Origin of the sequence: Flavihumibacter rivuli (genome assembly GCF_018595685.2) — a bacterium.
Classification (GTDB): domain Bacteria; phylum Bacteroidota; class Bacteroidia; order Chitinophagales; family Chitinophagaceae; genus Flavihumibacter; species Flavihumibacter rivuli.
In genome coordinates, this window is the sequence record NZ_CP092334.1 from 4,171,530 (window position 1) to 4,198,030 (window position 26,501).

The 26,501-nt window shown below is 47.8% G+C and carries 23 protein-coding genes; 14 read left to right on the top strand and 9 right to left on the bottom strand.

What is annotated here, in order from left to right; all coding sequences use genetic code 11:
• Positions 1-29 precede the first annotated feature (29 nt).
• Complete coding sequence (locus KJS94_RS17660) at positions 30-1,370, bottom strand: dihydroorotase (RefSeq protein ID WP_214449356.1); 1,341 nt, start codon at positions 1,368-1,370, stop codon at positions 30-32.
• 34 nt (positions 1,371-1,404) lie between these two features.
• On the opposite strand from KJS94_RS17660, the gene KJS94_RS17665 reads away from it, so the two are divergent.
• The 11 genes from KJS94_RS17665 (at position 1,405) to KJS94_RS17715 (ending at position 11,762) form a co-directional block, all read left to right on the top strand.
• Positions 1,405-3,084, top strand: a complete 1,680-nt coding sequence (locus KJS94_RS17665) for a hypothetical protein (RefSeq protein ID WP_214449357.1) — start codon at positions 1,405-1,407, stop codon at positions 3,082-3,084.
• A gap of 69 nt (positions 3,085-3,153) precedes the next feature.
• The gene (locus tag KJS94_RS17670) at positions 3,154-4,017 is read left to right on the top strand and encodes a UbiA family prenyltransferase (protein WP_239804218.1); all 864 of its coding nucleotides are present in this window, start codon (positions 3,154-3,156) and stop codon (positions 4,015-4,017) included.
• The gene (locus KJS94_RS17675; protein ID WP_214449358.1) at positions 4,010-5,095 is read left to right on the top strand and encodes a type III polyketide synthase; all 1,086 of its coding nucleotides are present in this window, start codon (positions 4,010-4,012) and stop codon (positions 5,093-5,095) included. Before KJS94_RS17670 ends, KJS94_RS17675 begins: the two co-directional genes overlap by 8 nt.
• Before the next feature lie 5 nt (positions 5,096-5,100).
• Positions 5,101-5,796 carry a methyltransferase domain-containing protein gene (locus KJS94_RS17680; protein ID WP_214449359.1) on the top strand — a complete coding sequence of 232 codons (696 nt, stop codon included), beginning with the start codon at positions 5,101-5,103 and terminating at the stop codon, positions 5,794-5,796.
• Positions 5,786-6,925, top strand: a complete 1,140-nt coding sequence (locus tag KJS94_RS17685) for an NAD(P)/FAD-dependent oxidoreductase (RefSeq protein ID WP_214449360.1) — start codon at positions 5,786-5,788, stop codon at positions 6,923-6,925. Before KJS94_RS17680 ends, KJS94_RS17685 begins: the two co-directional genes overlap by 11 nt.
• Positions 6,909-8,387, top strand: coding sequence for a hypothetical protein (locus KJS94_RS17690; RefSeq protein WP_214449361.1), 1,479 nt, complete (start codon positions 6,909-6,911; stop codon positions 8,385-8,387). Before KJS94_RS17685 ends, KJS94_RS17690 begins: the two co-directional genes overlap by 17 nt.
• Before the next feature lie 31 nt (positions 8,388-8,418).
• Positions 8,419-9,183, top strand: coding sequence for an energy transducer TonB (locus KJS94_RS17695; RefSeq protein ID WP_214449362.1), 765 nt, complete (start codon positions 8,419-8,421; stop codon positions 9,181-9,183).
• A 51-nt stretch (positions 9,184-9,234) separates the two neighbouring features.
• Entirely contained in the window at positions 9,235-9,741 is a 507-nt protein-coding gene (locus tag KJS94_RS17700) for a GbsR/MarR family transcriptional regulator (protein WP_214449363.1), read from the top strand.
• Positions 9,742-9,831: 90 nt separating this feature from the next.
• Positions 9,832-10,809 (top strand): TIGR01777 family oxidoreductase, encoded by a 978-nt coding sequence (locus KJS94_RS17705; protein ID WP_214449364.1) that lies wholly within the window; start codon positions 9,832-9,834, stop codon positions 10,807-10,809.
• 13 nt (positions 10,810-10,822) lie between these two features.
• Positions 10,823-11,191 (top strand): CoA-binding protein, encoded by a 369-nt coding sequence (locus tag KJS94_RS17710; protein ID WP_239804219.1) that lies wholly within the window; start codon positions 10,823-10,825, stop codon positions 11,189-11,191.
• Between the two features lie 97 nt (positions 11,192-11,288).
• The gene (locus tag KJS94_RS17715; RefSeq protein ID WP_214449365.1) at positions 11,289-11,762 is read left to right on the top strand and encodes a ribonuclease H-like YkuK family protein; all 474 of its coding nucleotides are present in this window, start codon (positions 11,289-11,291) and stop codon (positions 11,760-11,762) included.
• Between the two features lie 157 nt (positions 11,763-11,919).
• On the opposite strand, the gene KJS94_RS17720 is transcribed toward KJS94_RS17715, so the two are convergent.
• Complete coding sequence (locus tag KJS94_RS17720) at positions 11,920-12,363, bottom strand: hypothetical protein (protein ID WP_214449366.1); 444 nt, start codon at positions 12,361-12,363, stop codon at positions 11,920-11,922.
• Positions 12,364-12,419: 56 nt separating this feature from the next.
• Positions 12,420-13,052 carry a ribosome biogenesis GTP-binding protein YihA/YsxC gene (yihA, locus tag KJS94_RS17725; protein ID WP_214449367.1) on the bottom strand — a complete coding sequence of 211 codons (633 nt, stop codon included), beginning with the start codon at positions 13,050-13,052 and terminating at the stop codon, positions 12,420-12,422.
• A 203-nt stretch (positions 13,053-13,255) separates the two neighbouring features.
• On the opposite strand from yihA, the gene KJS94_RS17730 reads away from it, so the two are divergent.
• Entirely contained in the window at positions 13,256-14,869 is a 1,614-nt protein-coding gene (locus KJS94_RS17730) for a pyruvate dehydrogenase complex dihydrolipoamide acetyltransferase (RefSeq protein WP_214449368.1), read from the top strand.
• A 98-nt stretch (positions 14,870-14,967) separates the two neighbouring features.
• Positions 14,968-16,110 (top strand): hypothetical protein, encoded by a 1,143-nt coding sequence (locus tag KJS94_RS17735; protein ID WP_214449369.1) that lies wholly within the window; start codon positions 14,968-14,970, stop codon positions 16,108-16,110.
• Positions 16,111-16,128: 18 nt separating this feature from the next.
• Here KJS94_RS17735 and KJS94_RS17740 read toward each other — a convergent pair whose 3' ends face one another.
• The 3 genes from KJS94_RS17740 to ubiE form a co-directional block, all read right to left on the bottom strand.
• Positions 16,129-16,917 (bottom strand): rhomboid family intramembrane serine protease, encoded by a 789-nt coding sequence (locus tag KJS94_RS17740; RefSeq protein ID WP_239804220.1) that lies wholly within the window; start codon positions 16,915-16,917, stop codon positions 16,129-16,131.
• Between the two features lie 200 nt (positions 16,918-17,117).
• Positions 17,118-17,816: a type IX secretion/gliding motility protein PorT/SprT gene (gene porT / locus KJS94_RS17745; RefSeq protein ID WP_239804221.1), complete on the bottom strand. Its 699-nt coding sequence runs from the start codon at positions 17,814-17,816 to the stop codon at positions 17,118-17,120.
• A 5-nt stretch (positions 17,817-17,821) separates the two neighbouring features.
• Complete coding sequence (gene ubiE / locus KJS94_RS17750) at positions 17,822-18,589, bottom strand: bifunctional demethylmenaquinone methyltransferase/2-methoxy-6-polyprenyl-1,4-benzoquinol methylase UbiE (RefSeq protein WP_214449371.1); 768 nt, start codon at positions 18,587-18,589, stop codon at positions 17,822-17,824.
• 182 nt (positions 18,590-18,771) lie between these two features.
• On the opposite strand from ubiE, the gene KJS94_RS17755 reads away from it, so the two are divergent.
• Complete coding sequence (locus tag KJS94_RS17755; protein ID WP_214449372.1) at positions 18,772-20,892, top strand: M48 family metalloprotease; 2,121 nt, start codon at positions 18,772-18,774, stop codon at positions 20,890-20,892.
• Positions 20,893-20,926: 34 nt separating this feature from the next.
• On the opposite strand, the gene KJS94_RS17760 is transcribed toward KJS94_RS17755, so the two are convergent.
• The 3 genes from KJS94_RS17760 to KJS94_RS17770 are packed head-to-tail and all read right to left on the bottom strand — an operon-like array spanning position 20,927 to position 26,400.
• Complete coding sequence (locus KJS94_RS17760) at positions 20,927-24,034, bottom strand: efflux RND transporter permease subunit (RefSeq protein WP_214449373.1); 3,108 nt, start codon at positions 24,032-24,034, stop codon at positions 20,927-20,929.
• Positions 24,035-24,051: 17 nt separating this feature from the next.
• Positions 24,052-25,128 (bottom strand): efflux RND transporter periplasmic adaptor subunit, encoded by a 1,077-nt coding sequence (locus KJS94_RS17765; protein ID WP_214449374.1) that lies wholly within the window; start codon positions 25,126-25,128, stop codon positions 24,052-24,054.
• Positions 25,129-25,137: 9 nt separating this feature from the next.
• Positions 25,138-26,400 carry a TolC family protein gene (locus KJS94_RS17770; protein WP_214449375.1) on the bottom strand — a complete coding sequence of 421 codons (1,263 nt, stop codon included), beginning with the start codon at positions 26,398-26,400 and terminating at the stop codon, positions 25,138-25,140.
• Between the last annotated feature and the right edge of the window lie 101 nt (positions 26,401-26,501).

Genomic DNA, 26,501 nt, shown 5'->3' on the forward strand with positions numbered 1-26,501 from the left:
AAGATAAGCCGTATGAGTTATGGGAAGGCTTAGCGATCGAACTTCAGCCTCATTCCCTTCCTGGATTCATCAAAGCGGCCGTTTTCATAAACAAGGTGGCCGCTTACGAAGGTGTGCGTAACCGAAGCAGGGAAGTGCATGCCTTCCATTGGGCTCCAGCCACATTTGTGCAGGATGTTTTCCCTGGTGATGGTAAAGCCCTGGTTCATGTCCACCAGTACCAGGTCAGCATAATAGCCTTCCCTGATGAAACCGCGCTCTGCTATCTGGAAGCACCTGGCAACGGCATGACTCATTTTTTCCACCACCTTTTCCAGGCTGATCCTGCCTTCCTTCACATAGTGAAGCATGAGCGGGAGCGAATGCTGCACCAGGGGCAGGCCGGCGTGGGCGTGGAGGTAGTCTTCCTGCTTCTCTTCCCAGGTATGGGGAGCGTGGTCGGTGGCTATGATATCCAGGCGGTCATCGAGAAGTGCCTTCCATAGGGCCTCACGGTTATGGCCCGCCTTAATGGCCGGGTTACATTTGATCAGGTTGCCTTTCTGCGCATAATCATCCGCGGTAAAGTGCAGGTGGTGAACGCAAACCTCTGAGGTGATCCGCTTCTCTTCAAGGGGAAGCATATTGCTGAAAAGCTGCAGTTCCTTTTCTGTGGAAATGTGGAGGATATGCAGCCTGGTATTGTGCTTTTTGGCGATCTGCACCGCGAAGAAAGAAGACTCAAAGCAGGCTTCCTCATCGCGGATGATGGGGTGGTCAGCGGCTGTCAATGTCCTGCCCGAGGCTTTGGCAGCTTCCAGGTTTCTCCTGATGACGCGCTCATCCTCACAATGGGTGGCGATCAGTACCTCTGAAGCAGAGAAGATCTTTTCCAGCGCCAGTGGGCTGTCAACCAGCAGTCCGCCGGTGGAAGATCCCATGAAGATCTTTACCCCGCAAACATCCTGCTTCTTTTCATTGGTCTTCAGGACCTCCTCAATATTGTCATTGGAAGTACCCATGAAAAAGGAATAATTGGCCAGGGCTGTATTGGCCCCGATTGCATATTTCTGTTCCAGTAATTCCTGGGTGAACACAGGTGGTTGGGTGTTCGGCATTTCCATGAAGCTGGTTACCCCGCCCGCTACGGCAGCCTTGGCCTCGGTATAGATATTTGCTTTATGGGTGAGGCCAGGTTCCCTGAAATGCACCTGGTCGTCTATAGCTCCCGGTAATAAATATTTGCCTTCGGCGTTTATTTCGCGATATGCACTTGTGGCATTGATTTGGCTGTCTATCTTTTCGATTCGGCCATCATTAATGAGCACATCGCCGGTAAAGATCCTGCCCTCATTGACGATTTGGGCATTCCTGATTATATATTTATGCATATTTTGTAATAATTCAGCTTAAAAAAGGAAACTGATGCAAATTATAAAAAGACTGGTGTACGGCCTTGTTTTACTTATTCCTGTTGGTGGGTTTGCGCAATCCAGCATGCTTCCCCAGGGATACAAGCACCAGCAGTTAATGGATCGGTTGGAGATCAAGTTCAGGGACAGTGCCCTTTCCTTCCAACACCTGCGGCCCTATAACCGCAAGGATTGGGTGAAATTCATTGAACGGACCATGCCACTGGCAGATAGTGGCGCCGGCGTTTCTGCAGTGGATATGCACAACATGAAGGACGCCCTCATGAACAATTATGAGTGGGTAAGCGGTTCAAGGGAGTCTTTCCAGAGCAGGAAGCCATGGTTCAAGACTTTTTATAAGGTAAAGTCGGACTTCGCCCTTGTGGATACCAAGGATTTCTTTCTCAGCATCAACCCGGTGATCCAGCAACAGCAATCCAGTGAATCCGGTAATGATGAGCGCGTTTTCCTGAATAGCAAGGGTGCCCGAGGCAGGGGATTGATCGCCGGAAAAATTGGTTTCGATTTTTACCTGACCGATAACCAGGAAAGGCCTCCGTACTTTGTGACCCAATGGGAGGATTCCATGAGGGCGGTTCCGGGCGCCGGTTTCTATAAACCCTTTAAGACAACGGCCTATGATTACCTGGATGCCCGAGGCTCCATTTTTTTCAATGTGACCAAGTATATCAATGTCTCCTTTGGTTATGATAAACACTTTATAGGAAATGGTTACAGGACTTTCTACCTGAGTGATTTTGGCAACAATAACCTCTTCCTGAAACTGAATACCCGGATCTGGAAATTGAACTACCAGAACCTGTTCATGGAACTTACTCCGCAGGAGCCCATAAATGACGGTGGGCAATTGTTAGATAAGAAATATGCAGCGATGCACCATTTGAGCTGGCAGGCTACCAAATGGCTGAACATAGGATTTTTTGAAGCGATCATCTATGGCCGCCCCAATCATTTTGAGTTTTCCTACCTGAATCCCATTATTTTCCTCCGCTCCATTGAACAGCAGAATGGGAGTCCCGATAATGCCAATATCGGTTTGGATGTGAAGGTCAATGTAGCCAGGAAGTTCCAATTCTATTCACAGGTGTTGTTCGATGAATTTAAACTCAGCGAAGTGAAAGGTGGTGAAGGATGGTGGGGTAACAAATTCGGTTTCCAGCTGGGCGGTAAATACATTGATGTGTTTGGTATCAAGAACCTGGACATCCAGGGGGAGTTCAACCTGGCCAGGCCCTTTACCTATAGCCATTATGATTCCGTGGCCAACTACAGCCATTATAACCAGCCATTGGCTCACCCCAGGGGTGCTAATTTCTATGAGGCCATCGGTATCGTTCGCTACCAGCCCCATCCCAAATGGAATATCCAGGCTAAGTTGATCGCGTGGAAGCAGGGCCTGGATTCGGCCGGCATCAACTATGGTTCCAACATTTTCAGGTTGTACACCACCCGTCCCTATGATTATGGATGGTCGATCGGAACAGGTAGTAAGTCAACAGGGGTGAATGCTTCCCTATGGGTAGGATATGAGCTGTTTGAGAATCTATTCATTGATGGTAGTATCATGTATCGTAACCAGGATGTGCCTGCCGATGCCAAACTTACCCGCAGCAGCACCACTTTTACACTGGGGGTTAGGTTGAACATGTTCCGAAGGGAGTATGACTTTTAAAAGTTTTAAGCCTGCCGATCCAAATGGCAGGCTTTTTTGTTCTATCCTTTTTAGCGCTACTTTTCCATTATGCTTGAACGATCGACCATACAATTACTGCGTTTTCACTTTTCATTTTTCCTGCTGCCTGTTTATCTTTTTGCGCTTAGCCAGGTGTTATATGTGCATCCGGGGAAGGCCTTGCTGATTTTTTTTATCCTGCATGTACTGGTCTATCCGGCAAGCAATGGTTTCAATAGTTATATGGACAGGGACAGCGGGCCGATAGGAGGGGTGAGGGCGCCTTTAACCCCGGGGAGACAATTGCTGTATGCATCAGTGGTAATGGATTTGGTGGCTGTTTTGCTGGGTTTATTGGTAAGTATTTGGTTTTCGATGGCCTTGCTGGTATATATTTTGGCATCAAGGGCATACAGTGACCGAAGGGTCCGGTTAAAAAAATATCCTTGGTTAAGTTATGGAGTGGTAGCTTTATGCCAGGGGGCGCTGGTATTCTGGATGACCTATCATGGTTCGCATATGAAGCAGCCTTTTAATGTACCCTTAACAGGAATGCTTGCCAGTTCTTTATTGATCGCGGGATCCTACCCATTAACGCAGGTTTACCAGCATGAGGCCGATCAGGCAGATGGTGTGAGGACCATCAGTATGGTAATGGGCCATAAGGGAACATTCCGCTTATCCGCGATCATGTTCAACCTGGCATTCATTGTATTGGGATTGCATTTCGGACTCCAATTAGAGTTGGAAAGGTTCTTTTGGTTATTATTGATCGAATTGCCGGTATTGGCATATTTCCTTTATTGGGCCAGGTTAGTATGGAAGGATAAGGCTGCTGCTGATTTTGACCATGCGATGCGGATGAACCTTATAGCTGCAATATGCACCAACGCCGGTTTTTTAATGATCCTTATCTGGAAATATCTTGACTAGTATTCTATCCATAGGAACAGCTGTGCCGCCATTCAGGCACTCACAAACGGATATCCTTCGTTTTATGCAACAGGTGTATGGTCTGGATGCCGTAGAAGAAAGGAAGCTGAGGTTTTTATACCAGAGCAGTGGTATCCGTGACCGGTATTCTGTTATTCCTGACTACAGCATTGAAAAGGAGGAATGGCAATTCTATCCCCGTTCGGCAACATTGGAGCCATTTCCTACATTGGAAGATCGAATGAATTGTTATAATAGGTATGCAGCTCCACTTGCTGTCGCGGCTATCCGGGATTGCCTTGATAGGACAGGGGACGATGCCAGGGATATCACCCACCTGATAACAGTAAGTTGTACAGGAATGAGTGCTCCCGGACTAGACCTGGAGTTAATGGACTTGTTGGGGCTGGCCAATCACATCCAGAGAACATCCGTGAATTTCATGGGTTGCTATGCCGCTGTGCATGCCATGAAGATCGCCGATGCGATATGCCGTTCCGATCAAGAGGCAAGGGTCTTGATCGTTTGTGTTGAGCTCTGCACCCTTCATTTCCAAAAAGAACCCAGCCCGGATAATATCGCGGCCTCCCTGTTGTTTGGGGATGGTGCTGCCGCTATGTTATTGGGGACCAGGGGGGCTGCAACAGGCTGGATGATCAATGGCTTTTATTCCGAAGTAGTTCCGGCAGGGAAAAAGGATATGGCATGGGAGCTCTCTTCCTCGGGCTTCCTGATGACACTGAGTGGCTATGTGCCTGACCTTATCCAGGCTGATTTTGGGCCGTTCATGCAAAGGGCACTCGGTAAATATGGGTCTGTGCAATCAGGTATTGAAGCATGGTGTATCCATCCTGGCGGAAAGCGGATCCTCCAGGCGATTGAAAAGTCATTGGGCCTTGGTCCTTCAAAGCTGGAGGCGAGTTATGAAGTACTCAATCGTTATGGTAATATGTCCTCTGCCACCATTCTTTTTGTATTGCAGGAACTACTGCAGCAATCACTTTCAGGGAAAATACTAGGTGCCGCGTTTGGCCCGGGACTAACCATGGAAACATTTTGTTTGGAATCTGCCAATTAACTGCCATGCGTAAACGATCCGCCCAATTGGAGTTGCTTGACCAGGATGGCCATAGTTTTGAAGCCATTAGGCAGAATATGGTTGAGTTGGAATATATCAATTCACATTTAGGAGGGCATGCTATAACGCTCAGGGGGGTACGAAGGTTGGCGAATGGAAAGCATGGTTTGTTGATAACGGAGCTGGGTTGTGGTGGTGGTGATAACCTTAAGGCAATCCATAAGGAATTAAAGGGATTGAATAATGAGTTCCGTTATATCGGGATTGATATCAATGCCAATTGTATTGCCTATGCCCAACAGAACTTCGGGCCAGGCGATTATATAGTTAGCGATTACCGTAAGGTATCCTTTAAGCAGCGTCCTGATATTATATTTTCTTCCCTTTTCTGTCACCATTTTACCGATGAGGAATTGGTAGAGCAGTTTCGCTGGATGAAGGAAAATGCAAGGATTGGTTTTTTTATCAACGACCTGCACAGGAATTGGATTGCCTATATGGCAATCAGGATCCTGACGCAGTTATTTTCAAATTCATTCCTGGTTAAGCATGATGCACCTTTATCTGTCCTGCGTGGTTTTAATAGGAGCGAGATCCGGCAACTGATGGCAAAGGCCGGTATCAGCCAATATGAGTTAAAATGGCAATGGGCATTCCGCTGGCTACTGGTAGTAAAGAAAGAACCAAGCCATGATCAATAACCAACCATACGACGTTGCAGTCATAGGAGGAGGTCTGGCGGGCCTTGCTTCAGCCATTCTATTGTCGCGGGCAGGTCATCGGGTAGTATTGTTTGAACGTCACCAGTACCCTTTCCACAGGGTTTGTGGGGAATATATCAGTGAGGAAAGCAGGCCATTCCTGGCGGAGCTTGGGGTGCCGGTGAATGTGATGGACCTTCCGGCCATCCGCAGGTTGCTGGTAAGTGCACCATCCGGTTTTTCCGTTGCTGTCCCCCTTGAGATGGGTGGTTTTGGTATTAGTCGCTACCAATTGGATGCCCTGTTGGCACAGGAGGCGAGGGTGGCGGACGTTGAATTATTGGAAGGAGTTAAGGTGGATAGTATTGAGGCCGGGAATGAGTTGTCGCATATTCATGCCGGAGGGCATCAGTATCCGGCCAGGGTGGTGATCGGCAGCCAGGGAAAGCGTAGTAACCTCGATAGGAAACTGGGCAGGGATTTTGTTCAGCGCAAGGCTGGGAAACTCGATAATTATATCGGGGTGAAATACCATATCCGTTACGATATGGAGAGTGATTTAATCGCCCTTCACAATTTCAGGAATGGCTATTGTGGAATTTCGAAAGTGGAAGGGGATAAATATTGCCTTTGTTACCTTAGTTCGGCAATTAACCTTGGATTATGTAATAATTCCATCCCACTCATGGAAAAGGAAATCCTTTCCAGGAATCCCCATTTAGCGAGGATATTCAATGAAGCTGAGTTTTTATGGAAGCAACCCTTGAGTATATCCCAGGTGTCATTCGCTGCTAAGGAGCAGGTTCGGGAGCACATACTGATGGTTGGCGATGCGGCTGGGTTGATCACCCCACTGTGCGGTAATGGCATGAGCATGGCATTGCATGCGGCCAAGTTGGTGGCAAATGAGGTTGGGCAGTTCTTATCGGGTACACAGTCAAGGCGGAAAATGGAAGAAGCCTATCAAAAAAAATGGCAGGAATATTTTTCGGGGAGGTTGAAGGCAGGGAGGACCATTCAGCGTTTTTTCGGGTCAGAATGGTTGACCGAAGGTTTCCTGAGGGTCATCAAACCCTTCCCTGCCCTGGTCAGGCAATTGGAAAGACAAACTCATGGACAGGTATTTTAAGCGCATAATGGTGAAGTATTTAGCTGTGGTTTTATGTTGGCTTGCCCTGGAACTGGTACCTGGGATTGTATGGAGCCAGGATTACCATGCGATCCAGGGATCCAACCATTCAGGGGCACTAGGGGTGCATCATAATCCCGCTTCCATGGTCAATACTCCCTACCCTTGGGACTTTACCTTGTTTGGTGTACAGGCCAAATATGCTACCAATGCCGTTACCATTGTGGATTATTCCTTGTTGTCGAATCCCATGAATTCAGCCTTTGTCATCAATAGTGGAACTTATCCCAGGAAAGGCAAGGAGCAGGTAAACCTAAACCTGCTGAATGCCAGGGTGGCTTTGGGGCAGCGAAGGGCTATTGGCTTTGGAATGAATATCAGGGCGATAACTGATATCAGGAGCAGCAGTTACAACTATGCCGATACCATTGGCAGTGCCGATGAGTTCCTTTCCATTAACCTTGGTACGGAACCATTTTCCATTAAAGCCAGAAGTATGGCGCTGCTGGAATTGTATGCGTCCTATGGGCAGACCATTTTTGAGAATACCAATATCAGGTTGAATGCCGGTATAACAGTGAAGATCAACCGTGGATTATCCGGTGCGAGGGTAGACCTGAATGATGTGCAGCATGGGTTCGAGGTGATCGATGGACGCCCGGTCAACGTTGTCAGGGGAGGTTCCCTGATCTATGGTTATTCCTCTAATTATGACAGGTGGCAGGATGGGGCATCCACTAATGCGAACCTCCGTAATTTCATGACTGCAACAAGGACCGGTTTTTCGGTAGATGGTGGGTTGGAACTGCTGATAAAGGATGGTGGGGAACCCGGTGCCCTGGTCGATGAGGAGGCATATTATGATTATACCTGGAAGTTTGGCCTTTCCCTTCTCGATGCGGGTTGGGGTCAGTACCGTTATGGGGTGGAGAGCAGGTCGGTACTTGTGCCAGCTAATGGCATTACGGGTCCAGCCCTTGACGCGAAGTTTGATTCTACAGTAAATAGCCTTCCAACTTTTAATGATTCATTGGCCACTTTCGCCTCAGTTAGGGGACTGGGAGGAAATTACAAGATTTTTTCACCAGCCCGGATCGTATTCAATGCAGATCATTATTTGTTTGATGCCTTTTATATCAATGGGGAACTCAGTATCCCGGTGAGCGGGCTCCTGGGAGAAAATCGCTTATACATGAAGGATATGAACCTGATACGGATCACCCCAAGGTGGGAGACCAGACGGCTGGGTTTCTATCTTCCCTTACAGTATAATAGTGCCAATAAAATCTGGGTTGGCGCGGCTGTTAAACTGGGACCGCTATTAATGGGCTTCCATAACCTTGGGAATATTTTCAGCAAGAACAAAATGGCGTCCGGCGGTGGGTACCTGGCATTAACGATCAGGCCAGTTTCCATAACCGGGTCTAGAAAATCTTCTGGTTTGGCTTGCCCCATTCTTTGAGTTTTTGTTTCTTGGGATTTTAATTTGTCTCATGAAACATACGATCTGCCTTTTTATCCTGGGTTCTTTGCTGTCTTTCTGCACAATGGGTCAGTCTTCAAAGGGCAAGGACTTTTTTTACCTGCTGGACAAGAATGAGAATGGGACCAGTGAAGTGAAGGATGCTAAGTATTTCCTGCATCTCTGGTCAGAAGGGGACAGCCTCTGGCATTACTGTTATTATAACCTTTTTGGACCGAGGATCCGGTATGAGAGTTTCAAGGACAAGGATGCTACGATTGCCCATGGTGAGTTTTACTACTACAACAGCAAAGGCATGATCGATTCTATTGCCTCCTTTAAGGACAACCTGGCCCATGGGGATTGGTGGAAGGTAAATGATACGGGAAAATTGGTGCGAACTGTGCGTTATGACAAGGGTAAAGCGGTTCCCCTTAAAGACACTATTTCTGCCAAGACACTGCCTGATAGTATTGCACAGAAATTGGCGCTTAGTGAAAAGGAATCCGAGTTTCCCGGCGGGCTATCCGGTTGGGCAGCCTACCTGAACAAGAATATGAAGTATCCCGAACGGGCGGTTTCATCTGAGATCCAGGGTACGGTTATTGTCCAGTTTATTGTAGATAAGGAGGGTAATGTTCTTGATCCCATGATCTATCAATCTGTTGAGTGGTCGATTGACCAGGAAGCCTTGCGGATCATCAAGCAGTCACCCAAGTGGGTTCCTGCCATGCAGGATGGAAGGAAGGTGAAGAGTTATAAGCGGCAGCCCATTACTTTCCGGCTCATGGAGTAGAAACTTTCAAAAAGTATTGAAAGTTTGGAAAAAGATGCCTAGCTTTAAGTTATGAAACTGGAAGCGGCCAAACAGCAATTTGTTCAATCCTGGGGATCACTGGCAACCCAGTGGGGCATCAATAAGACCATGGCCCAGATCCATGCCTTGTTGATGGTGACCCCTAACCCTTTGAGCCAGGATGACCTGATGGAGCAACTGAGCATCAGCAGGGGCAATGCCAACATGAATATCCGGGAGTTGATCAACTGGGGTTTGGTGGAAAGGGTAGTGGTTAGTGGTGAAAGGAAGGAGTTCTTCACGGCTGACAAGGATATCTGGCGGGTGGCAAGGCAGGTGATCAAAGAGCGGAAAAAGCGGGAGTTGGATCCCATGATGAGGGTATTGGACCAGTTGCAGGAGGTGGAAGGGGACAAGAAGGATCCTGAGGTCAGACAGTTTACCGAAACAGTTGGTTCCATCCGGAAATTTGCCCGCCAGGCGGATAAGACCCTTGACACTATGATCAGGGCAGATGAGAGTTGGTTCTGGGGAAGCCTGATGAAATTGATCAAATAAATCAACCTTTTAGAAGTAAGAACCGGGAAACCGGTTTTTATTTCGGGATTAATTTTCAAAAGATATTGAAAATATCGAAAATAAAGAATCATGAAAGCTAAGAAGATCATCATTGCTGGCGGGACCGGCTTTATCGGGCAGTCACTGGTAGCCAAATGGGGAAAGGAAAATGAAATAGTGGTGCTATCAAGGCAGTTGGATGACCAGGCAAGCAATTTGTTTGGTCACTCCATTCCCGGAGTCAATGGACTTTGCAGGGTGGTAAAATGGGACGGGGCGAATGATGGGCCATGGGTGGCAGAACTGGAAGGCGCGGACCTGCTGATCAACCTGGCCGGGCGTTCGGTGAATTGTCGTTACAATGAAGCCAACAAGCGCGTTATTTTCGACAGCCGGACCCTGCCTACTATTGCATTGGGTAAAGCTATTGCAGGCTTATCCCGTCCGCCTGCCTTATGGATCAATGCTTCATCGGCCACTATTTACAGGCATGCACTGGACCGGCCCATGGATGAATATTCTGGGGAATACCATGATGATTTTTCCGTACAGGTTTGCAAGCGTTGGGAGGAGGCCTTTTTTTCGCAGAAAGTTGGAACAACCAGGAAGGTGGCCTTGCGAACCGCGATAACCCTGGGTGATGGTGGTGTGATGGTGCCCTATCTCAACCTGGTGAAGTGGGGGCTGGGCGGAAAGCAGGGCAACGGCAATCAGCTATTTAGCTGGATCCATATGGAAGACCTTGCGCGAAGCATGGAATGGATCTTCGAACATAATGAAATGCAGGGTGTTTATAACTGTTCTTCGCCTAACCCGGTTAGCAATGAGGTGTTCATGCGTACATTGAGAAAGGTATGTGGGGTGAAGATCGGGCTTCCTGCTATGGAATGGATGCTGGCAATAGGTGCCCGACTGGTCGGAACTGAACCAGAGTTATTGTTGAAGAGTCGTTGGGTATTGCCAACAAGGTTGATGGAGTCGGGTTTCGTGTTCAGGTTTGGCGAATTGGAATCAGCCTTCCGGGAAATTGTGGAGCGCTTACCCCGTAGGCGGTATCGAATATTTTAGTTAATCTGCAGACATGAATATGGGAAAGAAAACATTGGTGCTGGGTGCCTCAGATAATCCTCAACGATATAGTTACCTGGCCATGAATATGCTTCGCCAGAAAGGATTTGCCGTGGAAGCGATTGGCCGTAAGGCAATGGTGGTAGGAGATGTGGAAGTACACCAGGACAGGCCAGCCTTCCAGCATATAGATACGGTGACCCTTTATTTATCCCCCGCACACCAGCAGGAATACTACGATTATATTTTTTCGCTGCAACCCAGGCGCATCATTTTTAATCCCGGCGCCGAGAATGAAGAACTTGCCCAGCTTGCTGAGGAAAAGGGGATCGAGCCGCTGGAAGCCTGCACCCTGGTATTACTGAGCACGGGTCAGTACTGAGCACCTGTTTAAGGTTATCAACAAATGTTGATTATTCCCTGATCTATTGTTGTTTCTGCTAATGGGTTTTTTGGTAAATTAGGAAAACCCATTATATATGTTATGGAGAAAGTTTAACGGCGATGCATTGGATCTCCCGATCCGTGACGCCGTAGAAAAAGCCATCAAGCGGGAAACCGAGGAGGGTTATCACCTCAAGGTATGCATTGGCACCGACTCCCAGGTAAAAGGCAGTGAGACTGAGTTTGCCACGGTCATTGTTTTTTTAAGGGAAGGACATGGAGGTTTCATGTTCATCCACAATGAGAAAACAAGGCAGTCCTATTCCATTAAGGAGCGGATGCTGGTAGAGGTTGCAAAGAGTATTGAAGTGGCCTATGAGCTTTGTAACCTGTTCACCGAGTACAATGTGGATATGGAGGTACATGCCGACATAAACACCAATCCGCATTTCAAGAGCAATGATGCCCTGAAGGAAGCAATGGGTTATATCCTGGGTATGGGCTTTGCTTTCAAGGCCAAGCCTGAAGCTTTCGCCAGCAGTAGCTGCGCCAATAAGGTGGTGAACTGACCGGCATCCCTATAGCAATTGTCCAAGGTGGTGTAACCGCACTGCCAGGGCCTTTGTCTCCCCTCACCTCACCAGGGCCAATTACCTTCTCACCAAGCACCAATAAAGAAGCCATTGCTGTTGCAATGGCCCCTGGTCAGTTCCGGTATAAAGGGTATTATCCCCTGTAGAAAATATAAATATTGGCATTGGGCTTGGATTCGATCTTGATCGGGTATTTATCCTTATCGCCGGTGAATTTCTTGGTTGCAAATTTTGCCCTGGCCACCCTGGCCACCCCAACCTGGCCCACGTCATCGGGTCGGGCGCTATATTTTTTCTTCATTTCATTATCGGGGTTCATCAGGTAAAGCTTAAAGTCGGGAGCCGGATAGCCTGAATTATCGTATACAAAGAATACCATGTAGTCGGTTTTTTCCTTCACGAACATGGATGCATCTGAAGCATTTTCAAAGGTAATCTGGTACTGGTAACCATTCTTGAACATGTTGGATTTGATGGTCTCAAAAACAGTCTTGGCATCATCCTTAAAACTGCTCTGCGCAAAGCTTGAATTCAGGATAAAAAGAAAGGCTGCAAGGCAGGCGATAAAACGTTTCATATAATAGATTTCTTGTATAACGGAAATCTACACTGAAAAATCCAAAACCTTATGGACTATTTTGTCAAATCCTGGTTGGCACTGGCAATTAACTGTAAAATCTTATCCCTGCCTGTTTTCTTGATCGCGCTGGTCACAATATGCGCCGGAAGGAATTGCCAGGTGGCCTTCATGGCATTCAGGAAGGCTTTCACATTCAGGGATACCGTTCGTTGGTTTTCCTTATCTGATTTGGTAAATACAAGGGTGAAGGGAATCTCCCATTCGCCCAATTGGTCGATGAATTCCAGGTCAATTTTTTGGGGATCATGCCGACTGTCGATCAATACAAAAACCTGGACCAGGTTCTCCCTTTCCCGAAGGTATTTTTCAATCATCTTTTCCCATTGCTTGCGCTGGTTTTGGGAAACCTTAGCAAAGCCATAACCGGGGAGGTCGACCAGGTACCATTGGGAATAATCCCTTGCTCCTTCCTTACTCACACTGGTAATGGTGAAATGGTTGATCAACTGGGTCTTTCCTGGTGAACCAGAGGTCTTGGCCAGTTTCTGGTTGTTGCAAAGCATATTGATCAGGGAGGATTTCCCTACATTGCTTCGGCCAATAAAGGCATATTCGGGCCTGTCTGCCGAAGGACATTGATCCACCGAGGGGCTGCTGATCAGGTATTCTGCTTTAGTGATGTGCATGGGCGCAAGTTAACCAAACTATGGTAGAACCAAGGACCCCGGGTTTTCCCGGCAGGTTGCCTGGGTCATTTTTTTCATATGTGGAATTGTTGTCATCTGTATGGTCGTGATCCAAAATTTACCTTCCCTCATCCGCTTTCCTCATTTTGCATTAATTTCGGCCTCTCAAAAGCAAACGAAAACCAAACTATAAATTCTTCACAATGGCAGAAGTGATTTTGATGCCCCGATTGAGCGATACCATGACCGAAGGGGTCATCGCAGCCTGGCACAAGAAAGTAGGCGATACGGTAAAGAAGGGTGAATTGCTGGCTGAAGTAGAAACGGATAAGGCCACCATGGAGCTGGAAAGCTACAAGGATGGCACTTTGCTGCATATTGGCATTGAAAAGGGAGGAAAGTTGCAGGTGAATGACCTGCTGGCCATCATTGGTAACCCAGGGGAAGATATCAGTGGACTGATCAATGGTGGTGCTGCCCCTGCTGCTGCAAGCCCTGCGCCAGAGGCCGCCCCGGCTCCTGCAGCTGCCCCTGCTGCAGGCCTTGACCTCAGCAAGGTGGAGGAAGTGATCCTGATGCCCCGCCTGAGTGATACCATGACCGAAGGGGTTATCGCTGCCTGGCACAAGAAAGTTGGTGACAAGGTGTCCAAGGGTGAGTTGCTGGCAGAAGTGGAAACCGATAAGGCCACCATGGAGTTGGAAAGTTATAAGAATGGTACCCTATTATATATTGGTGCACAGCCTGGTGATAAGGTTCCGGTGAATGCCCTTCTTTGTGTTATCGGGGAAGAAGGCAAAGTAGACCTGAATGCCATCATCGCTGCTGCCAAGGGTGGCGCTGTTGCTGCCACTGCTTCATCCGGTCAGCCGGCTGCTCCCACGGCACCAGCTGCAGCCCCTGCTGCACAAGCTGCCCCTGTAGCTGCTTCTGAGAATGGAAGGATCAAGGCTTCACCGCTTGCCAGGAAAATGGCCCAGGAAAAGGGTATCAACCTCGCCCAGGTTGCCGGTTCCGGTGACGGGGGTAGGATCGTGAAGGCTGATGTCGATAACTTCAAGCCTGCCGCTGCGGCTGAAGCCCCGGCTGCCAAAGCAACCGTAACACCTGCTATCGCTGCAGCACCTGCAGGACAGGTAAGCTTTGAAGACAGGCCTGTTTCCCAGATGAGGAAGACCATTGCCCGTCGACTGGCTGAAAGCAAGTTTACAGCTCCCCACTTCTACCTGACCATGAGTATTGATATGGACAAGGCTGTTGCCAGCCGCGCCCAGATCAATGAAGTGGCTCCAGTTAAGATCTCCTTCAATGACATGGTGATCAAGGCCGTGGCCATTGCATTGAAACAACACCCTGCTGTGAACAGCAGTTGGTTGGGGGATACCATCCGCGTCAACCACCATGTAAATGTTGGGGTAGCCGTAGCCGTTGAGGATGGATTGCTGGTTCCCGTAGTTCGTTTTGCGGATACCAAGGGACTCGCCCAGATCGCTACCGAAGTGAAAGACTTCGCCACCCGTGCCAAGAATAAGAAACTGCAACCATCTGATTGGGAAGGCAGCACCTTCACCATCAGTAACCTGGGTATGTTTGGTATTGAGGATTTCACTGCCATTATTAATCCGCCGGATAGCTGTATCCTCGCCGTTGGTGCTATTCAACAGGTGCCGGTAGTGAAGAATGGCCAGGTGGTACCCGGAAATATCATGAAAGTGACCCTGAGCTGCGACCACCGCGTAGTGGATGGCGCTTCCGGGTCAGCATTCCTGCAAACCCTGAAAGGCCTGTTGGAAGAGCCTTTGAGGATGCTGGTGTAATAGTTTTGCAAAGATTTATGGAATATAAGCCCCGTTTCGACGGGGCTTTTTTTGTCATTCTACACAAAGTCATTTATTTGTATTAAATAATTTATCATATGAAATTGCCCAGGTTATTCTTGCTGTTTTTATTGATCGCCTTCCTTGGGTGTAAGTCTTCCAACCCGGTTGCCAAGCGATACACTTACGAGGACAAACTGGTCTTTGAACTGATCGAGAAACTGAATAAGACCCCGGGTGATAAGGATGCAGCCAGGCAGCTGCCTGATGCCTACCAGGCTGCCCTAGATAAAAGGAAAGAGATCAATGCCCAGATCAAGGACCTTGGATTGCCAGGGGACAGGTATATGGAGATCAGTCAGGAGCTGATGGTGCTGCAACAAATGCATGACCAGATCAGGGCTTCAGCGGCGGCCAGCGCGGCTGTGCCCGATCCCTGGAACCCCTCTGATGCAATTGCCAGGGTAAAGTTGAGGGCCGCAGAAGAATACTATGAAGCAGGCATGACCTTTATGGGGTATAGCACCCGTCAATACGCCCAAATGGCATATGATAATTTTGAAAAGGCAGCAAAGGCCTATCCCGGTTTTAAGGATGTGAACCAAATGCTTGCCCTGGCAGCAGAGAAGGCCACCATTCGTGTACTGGTCAACCCAGTGAATTATTACAATTTCGGTTGGAACTACTGGGGATTCCAGAACGACTGGCTACAACAGCAAATGGTGAGGGACCTCAATGCAAGGTCTTTCAGGAATGTCCGTTTTTATACGGACTGGGAATTAAGGTCAAGGCAACTGGTGCCGGACAGGATCGTGGACCTGAATTTCGTGGACCTTTTTGTTGACCAGGTGCACCAGGATTCACGGACCTATCAACGGTCCAAACAGATACAAACAGGTTCTACCAAATCCAACCCCCCAAGGCCCGTTTATGAAACTGTATATGCAACAGTAAGGGTTAACCGAAAATTCATGTCCAGCTATGCCACCCTTGAGTGCAGGATATATGACAGGGAAAGCAATGGCAATATCCTTTACGACAGGTTCCCGGATCGCTTGGACTGGAAGCAGGAATGGGCAACCTATACCGGGGATAGGAGGGCGCTGACCAACGAAGATTGGGCATTGATCAATAACCGGTATGATGACTATGCTCCTTCAAGGAACCAGATCGCTGAACGACTCATCCAGAACTGCTACCAGTCGCTGATCAGCAGGATCAATACCTTCTCCAGTTTTTAATTTCAAGTATCGGCAGGGTCAGTTACGGGCCTGCCTTCTATACACCCATTGTTGTTTGCGCGTTGGTGTTGGAGGGGTAGGGGCGCCCCTGTCAAAAAACTTGATCAGGAGGAAGCCGGCAGCAAACCCGCCGATATGGGCAGCATAGGCTACACCATCAGATTGACCGGCAATTGAGCCAAAGCCGCTGACCACCTGTAGGAGGATCCACATGCCAAGGGCAACCCAACTGGGAATGGCAATGATAAACCATCCGAGTAGTGCATTCACCCTTCGCCTGGGGAATAGTAACAGGTATCCGCCCATGATCCCCGAAATGGCCCCTGAAGCGCCAAGACTGGGAATCAGTGGGTCCGCACCAGTAACCTGGGTGAAAATTACATGGGAGAGGGATGCTATAATGCCGCATAGCAGGTAGAAAAGCAGGTAGCGTAAGTGGCCAAGCCGGTTTTCCAGGTTGTCTCCAAATATCCACAAGTAGAGCATGTTCCCTGCGAGGTGGCCAATACTGCCATGCATGAACATGGAAGTGAGCATGGTCAGGTAAACAGGAATAGGGGTGGGTTGTAGCCCCGGCATTTCAAAAACCTGCCCCGAAGCAAGGTCCCTGACCAACTTGCCCTCGGTAATGATATCCCTGTTACTCAGGATCTCGCCCGGTACAGTGGAAAAAGCATAAGTAAAGGCTGCATTACTTCCCAGCCCCTGAAGGAAAACAAAAACGCCAATATTGACAGCGATAAGGGCCCAGGTAACAATGGGTGTAATGTGGCGATCGCTGTTGTCATCCCCGATTGGTAGCAGCATACTTCCTGTGTTTGGTTGAAAAAACCGTTGGATCAGCCAACGGTTGATTTAGTGAATGGATACCAGCTATACCAGTATGGTAGATTATTGCTCCATGATAGGCAATAATGGGTTTCGCATTAGAAAAATATATAATAATGTTCAATAAAAAAAATAAAGCCACCGGTTTCGTCGGTGGCTTTATTTTTCTTGATGGGTTATTACCCTTCAAATATTAAGGAGAAGATGATCTGTCGGCTTTGGATGCGGTCAATGACATTCGAGAATTTGAGGCTCTCATCGCGGGCATGTACATTGGTGATGCCATTGCTGATCTTGATCTCCGGTGAAAGGATGAAGAATTTCTGGTAGAAGTTGAATCCGATACCAGCTTCAATACCGAAATCAGATTTTTTCAATTTTACAAAGTTCTCTGCATTCCTGGCATTGGCCTTGGAAGAAAGATCTGTCTCAAACTTGATGCCCCCCATCATGTAGACCCTGAAATTGCCAATCCTGTCTGACTTAAGTTTTAGCTGAATGGGTAAGCCAAGCAGGATGGATTCCACATTCTGGTTCATGACAGGCGTTTCTTCATTACTGGGGTCGGGGTATTTGAGGTGATACCGGATGGATTTGTTCACAAAAAGCAATTGGGGAAATACCACCCTGGCTTCGAATCGGTTACTGATCCGGAAAGTATGCATGCCCCCTATGCCAAACCCAAAACTGTTCTCCGGGTTGGATACCATCACACTATCATACTGCAGGAACCTCGGATGCTGGTTGATCTGGAAACGGTTGGAGGTCCCCATCACCACAATACCGATATGGTACCATTTGTCGTCGTTGTCCGGGAGATTTAATCCGCCTCTTAGTTGCGCATAGGAACCGGTACTGCCCAAAAGGCAGACCATCATAATGATTATGAATCGGGCTTTGCTGCTGATTTTGTTCCGCAATAAATAGTGCATATTCCTAGGCTCAACTTTTTAAGATAGGTTTGGCTATAACCTGTCTCTGCTAATATGTTAATAAAATCTTTTCCTTCCGGGAAGGCTTGTACGGAATCATTCAGATATTGGTAGGCAGCTTTGTTCCTTGAGAACAATTTTCCAATGCCGGGTGCCACCAGGTTCATGTATAATTGGTACAATCCCTTAAACCCGGCGGCTTTAGGCTTGGAAAATTCCAATACCACCAATTTCCCCCCGGGCTTCAGCACCCTGAACATTTCTGATAATCCTTTACGCAGGTCCTGAAAATTGCGGACACCAAAGGCTACAGTCACCGCATCAAACGAGTTATCCGGGAATTTTATTGTTTCCGAATCCCCCGATTGCAACTCGATCCTGTCGTTTAACTTTAGTTTAGCAATCTTCTTTCTTCCCAGTTCCAGCATCCCTTCTGAAATATCTATGCCAATTATTCTTTCGGGTTTCAGAAATTTCATGGTCATGATGGCCACGTCTGCTGTCCCCGTAGCCACATCAAGGACTTTTTGGGGCTTCAATTGCCTCAATTCAGCAATTGCACGTTTGCGCCAGTACACATCAATGCCACCACTCAGGAATCGATTCAGGAAATCATAACGAAAAGCGATCTGGTCAAACATTTCTGCCACCTGCTGCTTCTTGCTTTGGTCTGAATCCTTAAAAGGCACTACGGAATCGTGTGGTAAAGTGTCGCTCATGGGGTGCGAAGTTAGGAGGTTTGGGGTTTTCTGGATGGTAATGTTCAGTTTTAAGGAACCGTCCTTCCTGATGGATGAAACCCTTGAGGTTGCTTTGTGATGATATAGCCCATTTCCAATGATGCCCGGACTGTTTTATTTGCGGATTCTATTTCCTATCTTTTTGGGTTAAAACCAATTTCATGCAGGAAACCTCTATCCAATACCCTTTCCAGCATTCCGGACCATCGCCCAAAATAGTAGAACCATCAGCGGCCTTCAGGAAAGAAGCGATAAAGGTGGTGGGTTTAATTGCCTTGTTCATTATTGTCTACCTTTTGCTGGTAGTAACCGCATTTGCCTTCGCCGCCGCCTGTGTTTATGGTGGTGTCCTGATGATCGTAACGGTGCCTAAATTCCTCGTCATCATGATCGGCCTGGGGGTGATCGGCCTTGGTGTGATGGTTTTTTTCTTCCTGGTTAAATTCCTTTTCAATGTCAGTCGGCAGGACGTATCCGGTTATATGGAAATCAAGGAAACCGACCAGCCTGCCCTATTTGCCTTCATTCGTGAAATCTCCAAAGCGACCAATGCCCGCTTCCCTAAGCATGTGTACCTGGCTCCCGATGTTAATGCGAGCGTGTTCTACGATTCGGGTTTCTGGAGCATGTTCCTGCCTGTCCGTAAAAACCTGGTGGTTGGGCTTGGACTGGTCAATGGATTGAACAGGGGAGAGTTCAGTGCGGTACTGGCCCATGAACTTGGCCACTTTTCCCAGCGAAGCATGAAGCTGGGAAGTTTTGTCTACCAGGTTAACCGGATCATCTTCAATATGCTCTATGACAATACAGGTTATGGGGCTTTCCTGGACAAGTGGGCAGCTGTCAGCGGGTATTTTGCCTTTTTTGCGACCATTACCGTGAAGATCGTCAACGGTATCCAATGGGTCCTAAGGAAACTCTATGGCCTGGTCAATAAGGGCTATATGGGCCTTTCCCGGGAAATGGAATTCCATGCGGATGCAGTAGCTGCTGCGGTCAGCGGTGCGAATAACCTGGAATCCGCATTGCTCCGGCTGGAAATGGCTGATTCGGGTTATCAGTCAGTCCTGGATACCTGCAATGACTGGTTCCGGAAGAATGAGGTGAGCCAGAATTTCTATCCCGGCCAGCGATTGGTAATGAAGGAACTGGCCAGGAAATACCAGCTGCCCATCAATAATGGGTTGCCATTGATCACGCACGAGGTTGCTTCCGGCGAGTCTGCTACCCGCGTCAACTTCAAAGACCAATGGGCTTCCCATCCCCCCACCGCAGAGCGGATCGCCCACCTCCATAGCCTTAAAATGGACGCGGCCATTGATGATCGATCTGCCTGGACCATCTTTACGGATGAACTGGGTTTGCAGCGTTCCATGACCGCATTTGTATATAGCCAGGCTTCTACAGGGGAGGCTGAACAGGAACTCATTACTGAAAAGGACTTTGAAGGAAAATACAATGCGTTGATCCAGTATTATGCCTTTCCTGAGGTCTTTAATGGCTGTTATGACGGCCGGCCAATGAGTGAAATGGACCTGGACAAACAGATGAGTGTTGCGGATGAAGAAGTGTCTGTTGATGTTGTGAAAGCATTGTGTACAAATGAACAGGCTTCCATCCTGAAGAAGATCAGCGGTGCGGAGCAGGATATAGAGACCTTGCAGGCCATTGCAGACGGCCGTGTCGAAACCAGTTCATTTGATTTCGAGGGGCAAAGGATGGGTAAAGGGGATATAGGCAAGTTGATCGAAAGGCTAAAGTTGGAGGCGGAAGCCTGGCGATCGCGGCTACAGGATTTCGATGAACGGATGTTCAGGAACAGTTACTGGCTGGCAGCAAGGCGCGGTGAGGCCGGCAAGTTAAAGGACCAGTATGAGCAATATTTTATCTGGCGGAACAGGGCTAATGAATTTTACAATCATTCCAATGCCATGTTCGAAAAGCTGAACCCTGTTTATGCGGGTGAAAGCCTGACGTTGGAGCATGCGGATGCCCTTGTTTCAGGACTTAAAACCAAGGATGAACCAGATTTCCGCCAGATGCTCGAATTGTTCAGTAAGGAAGGGGTTTTTGAAGAGAGCCAGGAGCTGAAGTCAAAAATCGACCGGTACCTTGAAGCCAGCTATGCCTATTTCAACGGCAAGGAATTCTTTAGTAACGAACTGGATGATATCCTGGCCATAGGCCGGGAATGTTGGTCTGCCTTGCAGTCCTATATTTTCCGGATCTACAAGGACCTGCTGTTCTACCAGGCTTCTATTTATAACAGTACAGGCCATTAATGACCTGTCTGTTACAAATAAAAAGTATGCAGAATTATAATTGCTCCAGGCTGGGGTTGTTCTTCCTGTAGAATATCCAGAAGATGATCGGGAATACCATCAAGGTAAGGATGGTGGCTGTTACCAATCCTCCAATGATCACTATGGCCAGTGGCTTTTGGCTTTCCGATCCAATACCCGTAGAGGTAGCTGCCGGTAATAAACCGAGCATGGCCATCATGGCAGTCATGACTACCGGTCTGATCCTGCTGGTCACGCCGTTCTTAATGGCCTCGTTGAGCTCCATTTTGTTTCTCAGGTTCTGGTGGAAAACGCTGATGAGGATAACGCCATTCTGAACGCAGATGCCAAAAAGGGCGATCATGCCTACACCGGCTGAGATGCCGAAGTTAATGCCGGTAATATGAAGGGCCAGAATGCCTCCTATTAAAGCGAAGGGAACATTGAGCAGTACCAGGCCAGCATCTTTGGCATTGCCAAATGTGATGAACAGCAAGATGAATATGGCGATCAAACTAATGGGAACTACCTGGGCCAGTCTTTTGCTTGCCCTTACCTGGTTTTCAAATTCGCCTGTCCATTCAATGCTATACCCTTTAGGGAGCTTTACAGAGCGGTTTACGTTTGCCATGGCTTCAGCTATAGTGCTTCCCAGGTCCCTTTCCCTCACCGTGAATTTCACGCCAATGAATCGCTTATTGGCATCCCTGTAGATAAAAGCAGGACCTGTCAGCTTTTTCATGGTGGCGATCTCGCCCAGTGGAATCTTGGTGCCTTTCAGGGTAGGTACTTTCAGGTTCATGATATCCTCCTCTTCCTGCCTGAATTGGGGCTGGTACCTAATCCTTACATCAAACTTTTTTTCGCCTTCATATTTTTGGGTAACTGTCTTGCCGCCGATAGCCATTTCGATCACAGCCTGCGCGTCTGCAATGGAAACGCCGTAAAGGCCCATTTTCTCCTCGTCAAGGATAACGCTCATTTCCGGTTGGCCAATATTCCTCAGGATGCCGGCGTCCTTGATGCCCCTTACGTTCCTGATCTGCTCCAGTACCTTATTGGACAGGTCATTCAGCTTGTCAAGGTCATCCCCGAAGATCTTAACCGCATTATTGGCATTCATCCCTGCTACTGCCTCTGCAACATTATCGATGATGGGCTGGGAATAGTTGTAGTTGATGCCCTGGTAAACTTTCAGCTTCTTGTCCATTTCTTCGATCAGGTCATCCATGCTTATCTTACGTTTCCATTCCTTCTTCGGCTTGAGGTTTACCTGCATCTGTACGTAATAGAATCCGCTTGGGTCCGTGCCGTCGTTGCTTCTTCCTGTTTGCGACAGAACGCCATTTACCTCCGGGAATTCATTCAGCTTTTTGCGGAGCTCGTGAACAATGCTTACTGTTTTTGGCAGACTCATGCTCATCGGCATTTTCGCCTCTACCCATAAGGCCCCTTCATTCAGTTGGGGCAGGAATTCAGTACCCAGGAATTTCGCCGAAGCAAAAGTGATGACCAGGGTTAGTATGGCTATGCCCAAACTTTGTTTTTTGTGCTGGAAGCACCAGAGAAAGGCATTGGTGACATACTTGTTGATGGTGGTTACAAAAATGTTCTTTTTCTCCTTTACATTTTTATTCAGCAGGATGGAACAAAGTACGGGAACCAGTGTAAGGGTGTAGATCAATGCGCCCAGTAAAGCAAAGCCTAGTGTATAGGCGAGCGGGGAAAACATTTTGCCCTCCACTTTCTGGAATGAAAATATTGGGAGCAGCGCTGTGATGATAATGAGTTTGGAAAAGAAAACAGCTTTTCCCAGTTCGCCTCCTGTTTTCTTGATGATGCCCAGTTTTGCGAGTTTGTTGAATTTGTCCATGCCCCTTGCATGTGCCAGGTGGTCCAGTGCCACAAACATCCCCTCTACCATCACTACGGCACCATCTATGATGATGCCAAAGTCAACTGCCCCAAGGGAAAGCAGGTTGGCACTCATGCCTTTGAGGCGAAGGCAGAAGAAGGCAAACAGAAGGGATAGGGGAATGATGATCGATACGATAAGGGTGGTTCGCCAGTCGGCCATGAACAGGAAGACCACAACGGTTACCAGGATGATTCCCTCAACAAGATTGTGCATTACTGTTTCCGTGCAGTATTCCATGAGCTTGTCGCGGTCATAGAAAGTTTCCATTTTCACATCCGCGGGTAATACCTTTTCATTGAGTTCATTTATTTTTTCCTTTACCCGTTGGAGGACCTGGGCCGGGTTTTCCCCTTTTCTCATTACAACAATACCTTCTACCACATCGTCCTGTTCGTCGAGACCCGCCTGGCCCACCCGCGGAGCTGCACTTTCTTTAACGGTCGCAACATTCCTGACCAGGGTAGGGGCATCACCATGTTGTTCAATAATGATGTTTTCAATGTCGGATATGCTGTTGAGTAAACCGATTCCCCTTACTACATAGGCCTGGTTGTTTTTCTCGATCACATCACCGCCCACATTCAGGTTGCTTTTGCTCACCGCATTATATACCTCAAGGGGGGTGATATCGTATTTGGTTAGTTGTGCGGGATTTACCTGGATCTCATAGATCTTTTGTTCCCCTCCAAAGGCTACCAGGTCCGCCACTCCCGGAACGGATCTTAGCTGCCGGTCGATCACCCAGTTCTGGATCGTGAGAAGGTCCCGGCTGTTCTTTGTTTTGCTTCGCAGCACATACCTGAAGATCTCGCCGGTTGGGCCATAGGGCGGCTGGATATCAGGTTCCACTCCCTCCGGCAAGCTCACATTCCTTAACTGGTTGTTTACCTGTTGCCTGGCGAAGAAATCATCTACATCGTCCTCAAAGATGATCTTCATTACACTGAGGCCAAACATGGTGATGCTTCTCACATTGGTCTTGCGTTGGACGCTGTTCATGGCCACTTCAATCGGTCGGGTCACAAACCTTTCAATCTCTTCCGCACTTCTTCCGGGCCACTGGGTAACGATAATGATCTGGGTATTGGTCACATCCGGGAATGCTTCAATTGGCGTATTGATGAAGCTGACCACCCCTGCAACTGCCAGTATCCCTACCATGAAGAAGGTAAAGAACTTGTTCTTCAGGGAGAAGGCGACTATATTTCGAATGAATTTATTCATGGTAGTTGGGCCTTGGTTTAATCATTTAAGGCATCGTAGATCATCAGGGCATTCTTGCCAATAATTTTTTCCCCTGTTTGGAGACCGCTTTGGATAAAGCTTCGGTTTCCGGATGTTTTGTATGGAACCACTTCGCGGGTCTCAATGCTCTCCTTTTTGTAATAGACCATCACGTAGTGCTTGCTTTTATCAAATACCAGGGCTTCATTGGGAACAGATGGCATGGTGTCGCCTTCATTGTATTGTACAAACACTGTAGCTACCATATCCGGCTTCAGCATCAGGCCCGGGTTGCCCATCCTGATATTTACTTTTAAAGTTTTACTGTCAGGGTCAAGGATATTGAGGATCTTGTCAATTCGGCCTTTCATCCTTTTGCCTGGATAGCCCAGCATTTCTACTTCAACAGGCATTCCTACTTTGATCTTGGAGATGTCGGTTTCATATACGTTAGCTGATACGAAAACCTCATCCAGCTCTGCAATGGTGAAGACGCTTTCATCATAGCTGCTGGGCAATTGCATATTGGCATTGAGTTTCTTGTCAATGATATAGCCTGATATTGGGGCTACTATGTTGTAAAGGGAGCTCTTATTGGTCCGGTAGATCCTCATCACTTCCTTGATCCTTTGCAATTCTGCCTGTGCATTGTCCACTTCTTTCTGAGCGGCTGCAACATCCCTGTCGGTGTTGAGTTTTGAGCCATAGAGTTCCTGTGCTACTTTTTGGTTCTTTTCGGCAAGGATCAGGTCGCTTTGAGCCTCCCTGTATTCTTTTTCGAACGCGGCTATTTCTGTGCTCCTGATGGTTGCCAATACCTGGCCTTTCTCAACATAGTCACCAAGGGAAACATTTAATGTCGTAACATACCCTCCTACAACAGCAAACACGTTCGTCATTTTCCTGTCTTCCGGTATGATCCTGGCGTTCAGTTTTAATTCACTTTGTACCGGCTCTTCCTTCACTTCCTCTATACTGATCTTTGCCAGCATGGTATCAGTGAGGGAGAATGGTTGTTCTGGCGAGGATTCGCGATGGTTGCAGCTTATAGCAGTAAATGCTATCATGATGCTGAAAAGGAGTAGTGGCCTCATGCTGTTGATTTATAGTTTGATCCCGGTTACAAATTGAAGTTGTTCGTAAGCCATCGCCCGGTTAAGGCCCAGCTGGTTGATTTGCCTGATGGCTGAATTATAGCTTTCGAAAAAGTCGAGGAATTCAAGGATATTGATATTGCCTTTATTGAAGTTTTCGATCATGCCCCTGTTCACCAGCGGGAAGTTTTTATTGAATCTCCGGCTGGCTTCCTGGTAGTCCCGGTCGAATTGGTAAAACTGTGCAAGGGCAGTAGTGATTTCCCATTCTATTGATTGTTGCCTGGCCTTCAGCTGATAATCGATTGCCTGTTGCTGCTGCTCGGCGCTTTTAATATTGCCCTGGTTCCTATTGAAGAAGGGCAGGTCAATGGCAAGGTGCAGGTTATAATAATGGGGCACGTAACTGCCGTTTTGGTCATAACCAACACCGGCTTTAAGGTCCGGTACGGCCAATGCTTTCTGGTAATTGAGGTAAAGCTTTGATTGGGCTGCTAGGGTTTGCTGTTGTTTCAGGTCAGGGCGCCAGTTAAGGGCATGGTTCAAGAGGCTATCCATTCCCGGTAGGTTGGAGGAGCTGATGGAAGGTATGGTGCCGCTTGGCGGAGTAACGATAGCGCTGGTATCCAGGAGTATCCCGAGGTTGTTTTGCGCTTCCAATGAAGCGGTGACCAGGTTATTCCGTTCAGCATTCAATTGGATATATTCCGTTTGCAGCCTTGCTACATCCTTCTCTGAAAGGTTCCTTTTCTGCGCCTGGCTATCATAAGCGGCGGTAATACTACCCAGCAGGTCTAATTGACTCGTGATCTGGTCAATGATTTCCTGGTTGTACTGCAGGGTGTAATAGCTGGAATGCAGGGTGTATTTAAGGGTCCTGATCAGGTCTTCAAATTGATAGGACGCTAGTTTGGTGTCCTCTTTTGCAAGTGCGATTCTTTTGTTCCTTTTTCCCGCCAGGTAGATCAGCTGGTCTATAGCAAAAGCTTTCTGGCCATTGGTTCCCAGGTCAAACCAACCTTTTGAAGGATTGTAGGCAGAGAGTTCTGTACTGAAGGTTGGGTTGTCATATAATTTTGCCTGGATTTCCCTTGCACTAACAGCATTTACTTCATAATGCTGGGCAAGCAGCAGGAGGTTTTTCCGTAAGAAGATGCTGTCTGCCTGGTCAATAGTAAGGCTTATTGTTTTTTTGGGTGGCTGGCTGAGTGCAGGTAAGCTGGCGGTAACAAAAAATGCCAAAAAGAGCAGCAGCAATTTTACGCGCGTCATTATTATTGATTATCTGACGCAAAGCTTTCATTTACATTTGTTAATTCACCGTTTACATATGTTATTGAGTGGTTAAGTGGTGTATAATGACGCCGTGGGGT